Origin of the sequence: Eubacterium sp. F2 (genome assembly GCF_046244355.1) — a bacterium.
GTDB lineage: Bacteria > Bacillota > Clostridia > Peptostreptococcales > Anaerovoracaceae > Aminicella.
In genome coordinates, this window is the sequence record NZ_CP176393.1 from 501,050 (window position 1) to 516,072 (window position 15,023).

Consider the following 15,023-nt stretch of genomic DNA (forward strand, 5'->3'; position numbering starts at 1 on the left):
TTCCTTTCCTGTTTCTTTTTGTCAAAAAACAGACAGGCGCAGATGACGCGCCTGCCTGTGAAATAGTTTCTTGTTTACATTCCCGGATTACAGTGGGTTGTACTCCAGATGTGTGTGTTTCTGCTTCAGTTCGATGGCCTTGCTGAAAATCTGCGCGGTGTCCATGCAGGTCAGTACCGGAAGGTTGTGCTCGATGGCCTTGCGGCGCAGCGGGAAGGTGTCCGTATTCAGCTTGTTCATCGCCTTTGGCGTATTGATCAGCACTTCAATGCCGTTCTCGATCATCGGAAGGACTTCCTCAAACGGCAGGAAGGTATTCTCCACGCCGTGCTCAGTCAGGAACTTTCCGGTTCCCTCAGAGGCATAGATCTTGAAGCCCAGCTCCTGATACTTCCTGACGATTTCCGCACTCTCATCATTCTTATCATGATCGCGCAGGGAAACGAATACGCCGCCTTCTGTCGGGATCTTTCCGCCGGCAGCGATGAAGCCCTTGTAAATCGCCTTGTCGAGATCCGGATCGATGCCCAGAACTTCTCCTGTGGATTTCATCTCCGGCCCGACTGCAACATCGACATCAGTCAGCTTGGAATCGGAGAATACCGGAACCTTGACGGCATAGTAGTCCTTATCCGGATACAGTCCTGTTCCGTATTCCATATCCTTCAGCTTCTGACCGGTCATAACGGCTACAGCGATGCGGACCATCGGAACCTTGGTGACCTTGCTCAGGATCGGAACGGTACGGGATGCACGCGGATTTACCTCGATGACGTAGATCGTCTTTCCATCCCATGCGTACTGGACATTCATCAGACCGACGACATGCAGGGCTTTTGCGATTCTCTTGGTGTGGTCCACCAGGGAATCGATGACTTCCTGCGGGAAATCGTACGGCGGATAGGATGTGCAGCTGTCTCCGGAATGAACGCCTGTGCGCTCAAAGTGCTCCATGATTCCCGGAATCAGAACGTCTTCTCCGTCTGCGATGCAGTCTACATCCATTTCCTTACCCTCGATGTACTGGTCGATCAGGACAGGATGCTCGTGGGACATGCGGACAGCTTCTTTCAGGTAGGTATTCAGCTCATCATCGTTGTAGACAACCTGCATGGCGCGTCCGCCGATAACGAAGGACGGGCGGACAACCAGAGGATATCCGAGTTCTTTTACTGCGGCCTCAGCCTCTTCATGGGTGCGGACTGCGCAGCCCTTCGGGGTTACGATGTGCAGCTCGTCCATCAGTTCGTGGAATTTCTCACGGTCCTCGGCCAGGTCGATATACTTATTCTTGGTTCCCAGAATGTTGATTCCGCGGGCGGACAGTCTGGATGCCAGGTTCAGGGAGGTCTGTCCTCCGAACTGCAGGATGACGCCTTCCGGACGCTCCTGCTTGATGACGTTCATGACGTCGTCCGTGTGCAGAGGGTCAAAATACAGCTTGTCAGAGGTATCAAAGTCTGTGCTGACGGTCTCTGGGTTGTTGTTGATGATAATTGACTCATAACCCAGGTCTTTCAGCGCCCAGACGCCCTGAACGCAGCAGTAGTCGAATTCGATTCCCTGTCCGATTCTGATCGGGCCGGAACCGACAACCAGGATCTTCTCGTTATCGGAGCGCTTGCTCTCGTTTTCCCCGCCGTAGCTCTGGTAGTAATACGGTGTTGCTGCCTCGAACTCGCCGGCGCAGGTATCTACGATCTTGTAAACCGGATACATATCATGGTAGAGACGGATGTCCTGCAGGACTTCTCTCGGCATTTTGGTCAGATCCAGAATGTCGTCATCGGTGAAGCCGTGGCTCTCTGCCTCGTAGATGATTTCCGGTGTAATTTCTTCACTCTGCAGACGACGTTCCATCTCGATGATTCCGTAAATCTTATACAGGAACCAGCGGTCGATCTTCGTCTCTGCGTGAATGCTCTCAACGTCAGCGATTCCTCTTCTGAAAGCTTCTGCGATGCAGAAAATACGCTCATCATCGCCAACTCTCATCTTTGCCATCAGGCGGTCATTATCCAGATTGGTGACATATGGAACACGCAGTCCGTTTCCTTCGATTTCCAGGGATGCGATGCCCTTCATCAGCGCAGACTCAAAGTTCCGGTCAATCGCCATGATCTCTCCGGTTGCCTTCATCTGTGTTCCCAGTTTTCTGGATGCTGTCCTGAATTTATTAAACGGCCACTTCGGGAACTTTACGACGCAGTAGTCCAGTGTCGGCTCGAAACATGCACTGGATTCCTTGGTGACGTAATTCTGCAGTTCGTCCAGGGTATAGCCGATGGCGATCTTCGCCGCGATCTTGGCGATCGGGTAGCCGGCAGCCTTGGATGCCAGCGCGGAAGAACGGCTTACACGAGGGTTTACTTCGATGACTGCATATTCATCCTTATCCGGATTCAGAGCCAGCTGAACGTTGCATCCGCCTTCGATATGCAGGGCGCGGATGATCTTCAGGGATGCGTCACGAAGCATCTGGTACTGATGATCGTCCAGCGTCTGTACAGGGGCGACAACGATACTGTCTCCGGTGTGAATGCCGACCGGGTCCAGGTTTTCCATCGAGCAGATGATGATGCAGTTATCCTTTGCATCGCGGATAACCTCCAGCTCGATTTCCTTCCATCCAGCGATGGACTTCTCGACCAGAACCTGTCCGATGGCACTCTTCTCAATTCCCATCTTGCAGTGTTCGATCAGTTCTTCTTTATTATTGGCGATTCCACCGCCTGTTCCTCCGAGGGTGTATGCCGGACGGATGATTACCGGGTAGCCGATCTTCTTTACAAAGTCCAGACACTCGTCCACATTGGTGGCGATGGTGCTCGGCGGAATCGGCTCATCGATGTCCTGCATCAGCTTCTTAAAAGCCTCGCGGTCCTCAGCTTTATAAATACTTTCACGGTTTACACCAAGGAGCTTGACGTGATATTTATCCAGAACGCCTTTCTCGTAAAGCGACATGCCGATATTCAGTCCGGTCTGTCCGCCGAATCCGGCCAGAATGCCGTCCGGATGCTCCTTGGAGATGATCTGTTCGACCGCCTCTTCCGTAATCGGCTCCAGGTACACCTTATCTGCGATTCCATGGTCGGTCATGATCGTGGCCGGGTTGGAGTTAACCAGTACGGTTTCAATTCCTTCTTCTGCAATCGCCTTGCAGGCCTGTGTTCCGGCGTAGTCAAATTCGGCTGCCTGGCCGATGACAATCGGGCCGGAACCGATGATCATAACTTTATTCAATGTGAAATCCTTTGGCATTACAGCTTTCCTCCCTTCATCAAATCAATGAACTGGTCAAACAGATATCCCGTGTCGTTCGGTCCCGGATTGGATTCCGGATGGAACTGTACGGAGAATACCGGTTTGCGGATGTGCTGCATGCCCTCAACGGTGCCGTCGTTCAGATTCAAATGCGTGATGTCCAGACCTTTCAGGACAACACTGTTTGAATCTACTGCATAACCGTGGTTCTGAGAAGTAATGTAGCTTCTTCCTGTCTTCTTATCAAAAACACCGTGGTTTACGCCGCGGTGTCCATACTTCAGTTTGTATGTCTTACCGCCAGATGCGAGCGCAATCAGCTGATGACCCATGCAGATACCCATAATCGGCATCTGATTTTCACCGTAATTGCTGTTCGTGATCAGTTTTTCTGTCACGATAATATCTTCTGTTGCTGATTCCGGGTCTCCTGGGCCGTTTGTGATAAACACGCCGTCCGGATGAGCGGCCAGAATGGTCTTCGCCTTTGTTCCGTAAGGAAAGATAGTCAAACTGCAATTTCTGTTATGAAGTTCTTTTAAAATGCTGCGCTTGCAGCCGAGATCCATGACTGCAACATGGAACTGAGGGTTTTCTGCCTCCCATTCGATAACGTGGTCTGTACCCGCGTCCTTCATCTGATCTGTTCTGAGCTCTGTCTCATCACATAATTTTTTCAACTGCGAAAGCGGAAGCCCCTCTGTGCTGATTACGCACTTCATGCTTCCATGCTCACGAATCTTCATGGTAATCTCACGTGTATCCACTTCATACACGCCCGGTACCTTCTGCTGCTTCAGCCATTCATCAATGGTCATCTTGCATTTCCAATTTGACGGATGGAAGCAGACATCCTTAACAACCAGACCAAATGCATAAATATGATCCGATTCATAATCCGTATCATTAATGCCGTAATTTCCGATCAGCGGATAGGTCATGGTAATGATCTGTTCACTATAAGACGGGTCAGTCAGCGTTTTCTGATATCCTGTCATCGCTGTATTGAACACGAGCTCTCCGACTTTGGTTCCGGTCCAGCCGAATCCGCGTCCTTTATAAACCGTTCCGTCTTCCAGGTAAATAACTCCCTTCATAACGTAATTCTCCTTTCCTCACACTTTCAAAAAGTATACTATAGCATGGAAAAATATTCAACAATATTTTTTTAAGCTTCAAAAGAATTATTTCGCGGTCATTCCCATTGATTCAGCTAATATTGTGGCTTTTGACGATTCTTTCACATACTGAATCAGAAAAAATTCTTGAATATTAACAAATAATACTTGATTTTTATTCACACGGGTGTTACTATACATTCAACACGATAAATATTCTTTTTTATTTATAAATATCAATTTTGGAGGGTAAGTGAAATGGCTAAAGAAAAAGTAATCCTCGCCTATTCCGGCGGGCTGGACACATCTGTAATTCTGAACTGGCTGAAAGAGACCTATGACTATGACGTCATCGCCGTATGCTGTAATGTGGGACAGCACGAGGACTTCGACGCAGTAGAAAAGAAGGCACTGTCCACCGGCGCTTCCAAGGCAATCACCCTGGACCTGCGTGAAGAATTTATTACTGATTATATCTATCCGACACTGAAGGCCGGAGCAATCTATGAAGATGACTATCTTCTCGGCACATCCATGGCTCGTCCGCTGATGGCCAAGAAGTTCGTAGAAATCGCCGAGCAGGAAGGCGCATTCACCATCGCCCACGGCTGCACAGGAAAAGGAAACGACCAGGTTCGTTTTGAGGCATCCATCCAGGCACTGAACCCTGCGATCAAGGTAATCGCACCATGGAGAGTCTGGGATTTCAAGTCTCGTGAAGATCTGATCGAGTATGCACATCAGCACAACATTCCGATTTCCCAGACCACCAAGAAGATCTACTCCCGTGACGAGAACATCTGGCACATCAGCCACGAAGGCGGCGAGCTGGAGAACCCTTGGAATGAGCATCTCCCGACGATCCACGTCCTGTCCAAGACACCGGAAGACGCACCGAACGAGCCGACAACCATCACCATTTCCTTCGAAAAAGGAATTCCGGTTGCCATTGACGATGAAAAACTTTCTCCGATCGATCTGCTGACCAAGCTGAACAAGCTCGGAAGCGAGAACGGCGTCGGAACCATCGATATTATTGAAAACCGTCTGGTCGGCATGAAGTCCCGTGGTGTCTATGAGACTCCTGGCGGAACCATCCTCTATCAGGCACACCGCGACCTGGAAAAACTGATCCTCGACCGCGACACACTGGCATACAAGAAGATCGTATCCCAGAAGTTCGCTGAGCTGGTTTACGACGGACTCTGGTTCACCCCACTCCGTGAGGCAATCAGCGCATTCGTCGATGTCACCCAGGAGCACCTGACCGGAAAGGTCAAAATGAAGCTTTACAAGGGAACAGCTTATCCTGTTGCCAGCCAGTCACCATACTCCCTGTACAACGAGGAGTTCGCTACATTCAGCGAGGACGAGGTTTACAACCAGGCCGACGCACAGGGATTCATCAACCTGTTCGCCCTGCCGCTTAAGATCCGCGCAATACAGAAACAGTCTCTGGAAGGCGTTCCAGAGTCCCAGCAGGCACTCGGAAAGAAGATCCTGAAAGGCGGAAGCTTCATCGAGTAATAACCAAGCCATTTCACTTACACACATAAATGGACGGAAGCCGCATCGCTGATTTTCGGTGGTGCGGCTTCTTTGCTATCCGATAACTTATGATCGCATTCGTGCTGGTGACAGGGTGACAGAGCGGCTCTTCAGACTGCGATTATCAATTGACAAGCTGTTATTATCTGGACACTGGGCTGCAAGAAGTGCGGTCTCTGACTCTGACTGCGCCATCGGTCTTACGAGATGCTTCTTCATCGGCCGTTTCCTGGAAATGTTTCTCACTTCGTCAAAAGACCAATTGCAACAGCGCCCTTTCAATAAGCACCGTCAACCAACATCCGTCTGAATGCGATGTTACTTTATAATAAGATGGTCATAAGGTGGACGCCAAAGTATACTATATACACTTTCGAACAGCATTCATAAAATATTCATCAGATAATGTGCATCCTTCTATACAAAATGCCCTTCAACAGTCGGAAAATGCTTGTAAATCCAGTGATTTCCGAATTAAATTGCGCACAATTCGGGAATTCCTTCTTTTCGGACTGTTTTCCGAACTTTCGAAGCAGGGACTTTCGGGAAAATGCTTTTTAACAGCAATCTCCCGACTCCAGAGACACTGGAATACTTCAGTTCCCTGTGTACCTGGCTTTTCCCCAGGCTGCAGGTAAATCCATCTTGATTATTATACAGTATACACGCATGATAACTCATTGGTCGTTATATACATACATTATCTGCTCATAGAAACAAATTACGACCTGCAGCAACTTCGGAAAAAGCACATTAAAGTCAATTTTTCCGAGCCCCTGAAAAAAAAGATCGGGAAATAGCAGATTATAGCAGTTTTCCCGAACAATTCCAATTACAAAGCTCAGCTGTTATATAGTTTACTTGAAATCTTCCTCGAACTACAGCAGCCAAAGTAATACAAGCTGCAGCGCTGTAAATCGAATGGACCGTTGGCACAATCGGAGTCAGACGAACGCAATCAGTATCAGTAGCAATAATAGGTCTACAATAATAGAACTGCATTCCCGTGTTGATGGGAATGCAGTCTTATTAAAAGCCAAAACGCTGGAATTAGTAACGTGTCCCCTTCTTCTGATTCTGATCCATGCCCTGCAGCTTATCCAGCTCATCCAGAGCCTTTCCGGTTCCGATGGCTACGCAGGACTTCGGATCGTCTGCAATGCGGACTTCCATGCCTGTGCGCTCTGCGACCTTCTTATCGATGCCGTACATCAGTGCACCGCCTCCGGTAATGACGATTCCGGAGTTACTGATGTCTGCTGCCAGTTCCGGCGGTGTACGCTCCAGAACGCTGTGGATTGCCTCGCAGATAGTGTTCAGAGGCTCTTCCATGGCTTCCATGATCTCGTCGGAACTGATGGTGATAGTCTTAGGAAGGCCGGTAACCAGGTCTCTTCCGCGGCACTCCATAGTGACTTCCTCGTCTCTCGGATAAGCCGTTCCGATTTCTTTCTTAATATCCTCGCCGGTACGCTCACCGATGTAGAGCTTATGCACCTTGCGCATGTATTTAATGATGGAGTCATCGAACTCATCGCCGGCAACCTTGATGGATGCGCTGGTTACGATTCCGCCCAGGGCGATGACTGCGATGTCAGTTGTGCCTCCGCCGATGTCGATGACCATCTTTCCGGACGGCTCGGTAACATCAAGACCGGCTCCGATGGCAGCGGCAAGCGGCTCCTCCATGAGGTAAACTTCTTTTCCGCCGGCTTCTGTCGCCGCTTCCTTGACAGCACGCTTCTCGACTTCGGTTACGCCGCTCGGTACACAGACCATGATGATCGGCTTGAAGAAGCGGGAGCTTCCGCATGTCTTGCGGATAAAATACTGCAGCATTCTCTCCGTAATGTCGTAATCGGAAACAACGCCGTCCTTCAGCGGCTTTGCCGCAATGATATTCGCCGGTGTTCTTCCCAGCATCTGACGGGCTTCCTCGCCGATTGCCAGGATCTCGTCTGTATCTCTGTTTACCGCAACAACGGAAGGTTCATTGAGAACGATGCCTTTATTCTTAATATAAACAAGCACATTGGCTGTTCCCAGATCGATTCCAACTTCTGTAGCCATTATGATCTCCTTATCTGCTCACTCTTTATTTCTTCGGCATTTCGCCTGTGAATTGTTTAATGCCATATATCCAATTAATTATATACAACTTTTTCTCCCATTTCAAGACAGACGGGATGGCTTCCTTTTAGGAGACAAAATCGGACTGGCCAGAGTGAATCCCTGTTTTTCCCTTTTCGCCCGGTTCTCTCTTTTCAGGGATATACTTTTTAATATAGTACTCATCTTTAAACATTTCATAAAATCCGCGGAATTCCGGGTTGGACATGTCCTTGGTTTCTTCCAGGTATTCATGTGTGTCGAAGGAGTACTGATGCAGCTCGATCATAGCGACACCGATATTGGAGCAGTGGTCGGAAGCGCGTTCCAGATCATTCAGAAGGTCGTTAAGGATGAATCCGTTCTGGATGGTGCAGATTCCGCTCTTCAGACGTTCGGTGTGGTTGCTCTTTATGCGCTCGGTCATGCCGTCGATGACTTCTTCCAGCGGCTCAATCTGCTTTGCCAGTTCGTAATCCGACTCGGTAAACGCCTTGCAGGTAACGTCAAGGATTTTCGTCATGGCGGAAATCAAAATATCCAGCTCTTCATAGGCCATATCCGAAAAACGCAGACGCTTGTCATGAAGTTCCTGGGCGGTCTGCATGACGTTCAGTGCGTGGTCGCTGATCCGCTCAAAATTGCTGATGGTGTGCAGCATGAGCGAAACTTCTTTTCCGTCGTGGTCAGAAAGTTCGTTTCCGGAGACTTTTACCAGATAAGAACCGATATGGTCCTCGAACACATCCACTTCGGATTCCAGAGCATGAACGTGTTCAGCTCCCTTCTCATCAAACTGAAGGAGAAGATTCATGGCTTCTACCAGGGAATTTCTGGACAGGTCTGCCATTTCATTTTCCTGCTTGGAGCACTCTGCAATGGCAACGGACGGAGTCTTCAGGAGACGCTCATCCAGGAAGGCAACCTGTTTTTCCGGTTCTGTCTTGACGATTTTCTTTGCCAGCTTAACCAGCTGATTCGTAAACGGCAGAAGCATTGCTGTCGTGCAGATATTGAAGATACTGTGGAACATCGCAATGCCGACCGGCGAGATGGCGTGGTCCAGGAATGGCAGGTTCACTGTCGCATTGACAATGAAATATACCACCATGAAGATGATTGTTCCGATAACATTGAAGGAAATATGGATGGCTGCTACACGCTTGGCATTTCTGTTTACGCCGATACTGGAGATCAGTGCCGTCGCGCAGGTTCCGATGTTCTGTCCCATGATGATCGGAATCGCCATATCCCAGGTGATGCCGCCGGTCAACGCCAGCGCCTGCAGCATTCCGACAGAAGCCGCAGAACTCTGAATGACGGCGGTAACCATCAGTCCGACCAGAATGCCGATGAACGGGTTCCTGAAAGCGGTCAGGATGCTCTCAAACTTCGGGGAATCTGCCAGCGGAGAAACAGAATCACTCATAAATGTCATTCCATACATCAGAATAGCGAATCCCACCATGATGGATCCGATATCTTTCTTCTTGCTGGACTTGCAGGTCATCATCATAATGACACCAATCAGCGCCAGAATCGGGGAGAAAGACTCCGGTTTCAGCATGCGTACGAATACGTTGCTGCTGGAAACGCCGATCAGACTCATGATCCAGGCGGTTACCGTTGTTCCGATATTCGAACCCATGATAACACCAACGGTATTTCCGATGTCCATAATCCCGGAATTGACCAGGCCGACCAGCATAACGGTAACAGCGGAAGAACTCTGAATTGCAACAGTTATCGCAGCACCCAGAGCAAGTCCCGCAAAGCGGTTGGCCGTCATTTTGTTCAGAACTGCCTCCATCTTTCCTCCGGCCAGCTTTTCCAGGCTGGAGGACATCTGGTTCATTCCAAACAGGAACAGCGCGAGTCCGCCAAACAATGTAATAAACGAGAAGATACTCATACGTCTTCCTCCCTCACATTCGCATTATTCTGCATTTATATTCAATTCTATAAAAATGGCATCCCAATATCCGATAGTACTGATTATACCATGTATTTCCATAGAATCACCGACTATCCTATTTTACAGACCCAAAATATTCTTGTAAAGAAAATTTTATAATTCGGGCAGGGCGAATACAAGTGCCTGTTATCCTGCAGACAGACTCTATCCCCTGATTTTCAGTGCATACACACTGTTTCAGTATGGAATTCACAGCAGAAGAAAAACAATCCCGGATGCCGTCGTGCGGAAGATTGTCTCTCCAGCAGAACAGCATCCGGGATTGATATTTTACATTTTGTTAAAAAGCTCTTGTGTTACCGCTTACTTAATTGCTTTGCATTCCGGCACCTCATCCTGATGGTAACGCATGAACACCGGTGACTGCAGACCGTGCAGCAGCGTTTTCTCACAGACGTTGGAATCTGAGTCATGAACAAAAAAGCACGGCTGCATATTACCCTTCTCATCAATCGCGCAGAAGTAGCGCCCTCCCGCAACGCATCCTCCGATCAGCTCACGGTCCTTGCAGAAGTTGATGGACATAATCGGCTTGGTCTTCCGGAATTCTTTGATCTTTTCCCAGACCTGATCGCCCTCTTCCGGCATGGAAGACAGGAAGAATGCCAGCTTGACCCCGTGCCCGATCAGCTCATCAAAGAACTGTTCATTCGCGAAGCGGTCCTGATTTTTCTGATCATAGCGGACAACTGCCGCGTACGGAAGCCGGTATCTGCGCAGAATCGACACGGGATCTTCCAGTGCCTTGTCCTTCTCTGTTCCTGTCACCGTCAGGGCAACGATCAGATTCTTCACTCTCAGAATCTGTTTCGCGTAATCATCATCAAGCTTGTGTCCATTGGTACATACCATGAACTCACAGTCCTCATGCTTGTTGCAGAGGGCGATCATTTCCTCCTTATTTCCCAGAAGATTATGCCCCTGGAACATGAAGGCGAAGGTTCCAAGCTTCTTCGCCTGTTCGATCACATCATCCCAGGCATCGAAATCCAGACCATGCTCCTTATCCAGAGTCATCAGAATCACCCATGGAATATTGCAGTGATACTTTTGGCGGCTCTTTTCCGCAGTTTCCGCCGCAAGGGCGTTCGCGTTGATAATCAGGTTTTCAAAAAGTGTTTTTCTTATATCATCATCAATGTCGGTCCACAGGCTGACCAGAAGCTGATACCAGTTGCTGTCCTTTTTTTCGATAATCTCTCTGAACAGTTTCCTCTGCACCTTCAATACATCCGGATTGATATAGGAATCCAGCCAGTCTACAATTTTAGGCAGATTTTCTTCCGGATTCTTATCCAGAAATTCATACATGGACATCAGGCCCAGCCTTTTAATTTCATTTCCAACGATACTCATCGATCTTAAACACTCCGACTCTATACTTATTCTGATTCTGAATACGATATTCTACAGATACTAACTTAGATGATCGCCTCGTTCTGCACAATAAACAATTTATAGCAGATGTCTAATTCGACATTAATATGCGCCCGCAGGAGACGCAAATTTATCCACCACAAACTCCATAATGCCGTCCAGCAGAAACATCAGCTTTCCGAACTGTTCCTGATAGCTTGATTTCATGCCCGACGCAACCCATTCTGTCAGAATTCCGACCAGAGCATAGGTCGCCATGTCCGCGAGAAATTCCTTATCTTCCGGCAGAATCGCATCCCCATTCGGAGTCTGTTCGATTTGCTGCTCAATCAGCGGATGGATGAATCTCTGCAGAAACTGATCCAGCTGCCGGCGCGTCAGAGAATAGTAGGTATTCATAACAAATGATTTATCTTCAATCATCCGCACCATAATGCCGTGCATCTTCTCCTGCCAGTTGTCCGCATTCAGGTGCTCCGTCAGATTCTCCAACTCATTCTTCAGAATCCATTCCACAAGATCGTACACATCATGAAAATGATAATAGAACGTCTGGCGGTTAACTCCGCAGTCATCCGTGATATCCTTCACGGTGATTTTTTCCAGCGTCTTTTTCTCAAGCAGCTTCTTCAGTGAAGCTGCCAGTGCTTTTTCCGTCTGGACCGACATACTCTCATCCTCCCTGCCCGGATTCCTCTGCAGCAAAATACACCGCGCAAGAGGCCCCGCCTCCGGACTGTCTTCATGAATTCATTAATCATCTGCGTTTTTACGTTCCTGCCCGCTCTGCCATACACAGGAGCCGGAACAGGACAGACACTCTTTATTATCATACCCAATCGATAGAAATGCAATACATGTTCTTACGCACACACGGCACCAGCGCGCCTTTCCCGGCCGCAGTATTTGTCAGCCTGTTTTAATCCGTTCATTAATTTTTGTACTGAAGCACAATAAAATATTGACGGATAAACATTTCATATGTACACTATTATGTACAACTAAACTGAGTGACAGTGTTTTCAGATTGTTAATTATTGCGCAATTTCAAAGAAAGGAGAGAAAATATGGCAGAACAAACACTAGACAACTCAAAAGGCCAATTTAAATCAAGATTCGGATTTCTTATGGCTTCCATCGGTTCCGCTGTCGGACTCGGAAACCTGTGGGCATTCCCATATAAAATGGGAAAGAACGGAGGATTTGCATTCCTTCTGATTTATCTGCTTATGTTTGCGACAGTCGGTGTCGTCATGATGCTTACCGAACTGTCATTTGGACGCAAGACGGGAAAAGGTGTCATCTATGCCTGGCGTACACTGAGTAAGAAGTATACGTTTGTCGGTTTTCTCGGCTGGCTGTCTCCGCTTCTGATCCTGGGCTTCTACTGTATGCTCGGGGGATACTGCCTGAAATACTCCATCGCGAACTTAGGCGATATTTTCGGCGCCGGATGGGGTGTTCACGGAGCAGACAGCGGGAAATTCTTTGCCGCCTTCTATTCCAGCCAGTCGCAGAGTGTGATTTTCACCATTATCTTCACCGCGCTGACGGTTGGTATCGTACTCGGCGGAGTTTCATCCGGTATCGAGAAGTTTTCTTCGATCGCCATGCCGGCACTCTTCTTCATGCTGGTAATCGTGATCATCCGCAGCGTCACCCTGCCGGGAGCAGGTGCAGGACTTTCCTTCGTCTTCAAGCCAAAGTTTGAAGTATTTGAAGGTGTCGGATGGATCAGCGTTCTGGCAAGCGCGGGAAGTCAGCTCTTCTTCTCACTTTCACTGGCCATGGGCATTATGATTACCTTTGGTTCCTATATGAGTAAAGAGGACGATGTCCAGCAGAGTGCCGTAATCATCCCGATCGCAGACACGATTATCGCGGTTATGGCTGCCATGGCGACTATGCCTGCTGTATTTGCAAAAGGTCTGGAGCCGGGACAGGGCCCTGGCATGCTGTTCGTTACCCTGCAGTACGTATTTGCAGAAATGGGAAAAGCCGGTCCGGTCTTCGGATTTATTTTCTACTTCCTGGTCTTCATCGCAGCGATTACATCTTCCATCTCCCTGGTTGAAGCAGTCGGCGCATCCCTGATGGACCACGATATTGCAAAGGGCAGACCAGTAAAGCGTGTAAAGTCCACCATGATCGTTGCTCTGATCATTACCATTGAGGGCATCCTGATTTCTCTGGACGGACTCGGAACACACGGAATCCTGCATATCTTCGGGCAGGGAACAGCACTGGATGTATTCGACCTTCTGTCTGAGGGACTGATGATGCCTCTTGGCGCCTTCCTCACAGCCGTAATCTTCGGATGGATTCATCCGGATTATCTCGACGATGATATCGAGCAGGGCGGACAGACCTTCAAGATGAAGAAATACTGGCACTTCTGCATGAAATGGATCGTTCCGATTATCATGGCTCTCGTTCTGGTCGGACAGATCGACGGCTTCTTTGGACTCCATATCTTCAGTTAATAATTAAAAAAACAGGAGACTGCTGAAGTCTCCTGCATCTGTCATCTATACGGACTGCGGCAGCAGTCCGTATTTTCTTATAAACTCCGGATCGACATAAGAATCCAGTTTTGCCGCCGTCGAAGCATTCTTCAGTCCCTGATGCTCCACCTGTCTGTACTGCACCCAGGCCATGGCGCACCAGCTGATGCCGCGAAGGCAGGTCATCCGGGTGAATACATCCGTGCGCTCACGCAGACCGTCTGTACAGAAGCGGTCTCCCACGGCTTTCAGATAGGCATCGATAAAGGCATTCTGTTCCTCGTCCGTCAGAATTGCATCCGTCTTCCAGAAGGTCGTCGTCGGAGCGAGGAAATGTCCCAGATCCTGTGCCGGATCGCCATACAGCGGTTTTTCCCAGTCAATCAGATAGTTTCCCTCATACGGCGGAACTTCCTCTGAATCAGGCTGAATCAGGAAGTTCGTGTTATTCAGTTCCGTATTAATACAGCAGCGGTAAGGGATATCTGCTTCATATTTTTCCGCAGCGCGGTGTCCCCGGTCCAGACATTCCCGGATCAGCGCTTTCACTTCGCTGCTTCCCAGATCCGAATCCTGATACACTTGCTGCATCTGCTCACATTCTTCCAGCATCTCTTTCAGCGGCTGCCCGGAACGGACGAGCTTTTCCGGATGCTCCAGCGGCTTTGCATGAATGTCCGCAAGAATATATGCCGCTTTCCGGAGATCTCCTGTTCTTCTGTACTGCAGCGCCTCACCCGGCAGATATTCCATAACCATCACGCCATGATCCAGGTCCCGGAGACTGCCATCTGCATACAGCGGTTCCGGTGTTCTTCCACATCCGTACAGATCTTCAAGTGCCCGGCATTCATATCCGATCTGATCTGTAAGATGCATCTGGCTCCCAAAATTCACCCGCAGTACCAGCTTCCTGCCGGTTTCCGGATGAATAAACCAGAAATTCCGGTTATATTCGCCCTGCGCCAGAATATGGTAGCTTTCCTCCTGTTTTTCCGGAAGTCCCAGCGCTTTCCTGTATTTCTCACTCTGTATATAGGAAGTCAGTCCGCTTACAGATTCCAGTACGTCATTATCCTTTTCGTTTTCCATTCCCTCATCTTCTTTCGTGCATAACTTTTTGGC

9 protein-coding genes are annotated in these 15,023 nt (G+C 48.8%); 2 read left to right on the plus strand and 7 right to left on the minus strand.

All coding sequences use genetic code 11. The features are described from left to right. Positions 1-87: 87 nt before the first annotated feature. A complete protein-coding gene (gene carB, locus ACI77B_RS01985) occupies positions 88-3,264 on the minus strand; it encodes a carbamoyl-phosphate synthase (glutamine-hydrolyzing) large subunit (protein WP_409337134.1) in 3,177 nt (1,058 codons plus the stop codon). After that, the gene (gene carA, locus ACI77B_RS01990) at positions 3,264-4,364 is read right to left on the minus strand and encodes a glutamine-hydrolyzing carbamoyl-phosphate synthase small subunit (RefSeq protein WP_409337135.1); all 1,101 of its coding nucleotides are present in this window, start codon (positions 4,362-4,364) and stop codon (positions 3,264-3,266) included. Before carA ends, carB begins: the two co-directional genes overlap by 1 nt. A 279-nt stretch (positions 4,365-4,643) precedes the next feature. On the opposite strand from carA, the gene ACI77B_RS01995 reads away from it, so the two are divergent. After that, entirely contained in the window at positions 4,644-5,912 is a 1,269-nt protein-coding gene (locus ACI77B_RS01995) for an argininosuccinate synthase (protein WP_409337136.1), read from the plus strand. A 1,071-nt stretch (positions 5,913-6,983) separates the two neighbouring features. Here the strand turns inward: ACI77B_RS01995 and ACI77B_RS02000 are convergent. The 4 genes from ACI77B_RS02000 to ACI77B_RS02015 form a co-directional block, all read right to left on the minus strand. Continuing rightward, positions 6,984-8,003, minus strand: coding sequence for a rod shape-determining protein (locus ACI77B_RS02000; protein WP_178264235.1), 1,020 nt, complete (start codon positions 8,001-8,003; stop codon positions 6,984-6,986). 127 nt (positions 8,004-8,130) lie between these two features. Beyond that, positions 8,131-9,954, minus strand: a complete 1,824-nt coding sequence (locus ACI77B_RS02005) for a Na/Pi cotransporter family protein (RefSeq protein WP_409337137.1) — start codon at positions 9,952-9,954, stop codon at positions 8,131-8,133. A gap of 366 nt (positions 9,955-10,320) precedes the next feature. Further along, positions 10,321-11,373, minus strand: coding sequence for a hypothetical protein (locus tag ACI77B_RS02010; protein WP_409337138.1), 1,053 nt, complete (start codon positions 11,371-11,373; stop codon positions 10,321-10,323). A gap of 123 nt (positions 11,374-11,496) precedes the next feature. Then, positions 11,497-12,063 carry a TetR-like C-terminal domain-containing protein gene (locus ACI77B_RS02015; protein WP_409337139.1) on the minus strand — a complete coding sequence of 189 codons (567 nt, stop codon included), beginning with the start codon at positions 12,061-12,063 and terminating at the stop codon, positions 11,497-11,499. Positions 12,064-12,461: 398 nt separating this feature from the next. Here ACI77B_RS02015 and ACI77B_RS02020 point away from each other — a divergent pair, with 398 nt between their 5' ends. Next, positions 12,462-13,877 (plus strand): sodium-dependent transporter, encoded by a 1,416-nt coding sequence (locus tag ACI77B_RS02020; protein ID WP_409337140.1) that lies wholly within the window; start codon positions 12,462-12,464, stop codon positions 13,875-13,877. A 45-nt stretch (positions 13,878-13,922) separates the two neighbouring features. Here ACI77B_RS02020 and ACI77B_RS02025 read toward each other — a convergent pair whose 3' ends face one another. Then, positions 13,923-14,990: a phosphotransferase family protein gene (locus tag ACI77B_RS02025; protein ID WP_409337141.1), complete on the minus strand. Its 1,068-nt coding sequence runs from the start codon at positions 14,988-14,990 to the stop codon at positions 13,923-13,925. Between the last annotated feature and the right edge of the window lie 33 nt (positions 14,991-15,023).

Excerpts from the sequence above, each read along its gene's own strand:
- carB (WP_409337134.1), bottom strand. The coding sequence starts at position 3,264 with ATGCCAAAGGATTTCACATTGAATAAAGTTATGATCATCGGTTCCGGC.
- carA (WP_409337135.1), bottom strand. The coding sequence starts at position 4,364 with ATGAAGGGAGTTATTTACCTGGAAGACGGAACGGTTTATAAAGGACGC.
- ACI77B_RS01995 (WP_409337136.1), top strand. The coding sequence starts at position 4,644 with ATGGCTAAAGAAAAAGTAATCCTCGCCTATTCCGGCGGGCTGGACACA.
- ACI77B_RS02000 (WP_178264235.1), bottom strand. The coding sequence starts at position 8,003 with ATGGCTACAGAAGTTGGAATCGATCTGGGAACAGCCAATGTGCTTGTT.
- ACI77B_RS02005 (WP_409337137.1), bottom strand. The coding sequence starts at position 9,954 with ATGAGTATCTTCTCGTTTATTACATTGTTTGGCGGACTCGCGCTGTTC.
- ACI77B_RS02010 (WP_409337138.1), bottom strand. The coding sequence starts at position 11,373 with ATGAGTATCGTTGGAAATGAAATTAAAAGGCTGGGCCTGATGTCCATG.
- ACI77B_RS02015 (WP_409337139.1), bottom strand. The coding sequence starts at position 12,063 with ATGTCGGTCCAGACGGAAAAAGCACTGGCAGCTTCACTGAAGAAGCTG.
- ACI77B_RS02020 (WP_409337140.1), top strand. The coding sequence starts at position 12,462 with ATGGCAGAACAAACACTAGACAACTCAAAAGGCCAATTTAAATCAAGA.
- ACI77B_RS02025 (WP_409337141.1), bottom strand. The coding sequence starts at position 14,990 with ATGGAAAACGAAAAGGATAATGACGTACTGGAATCTGTAAGCGGACTG.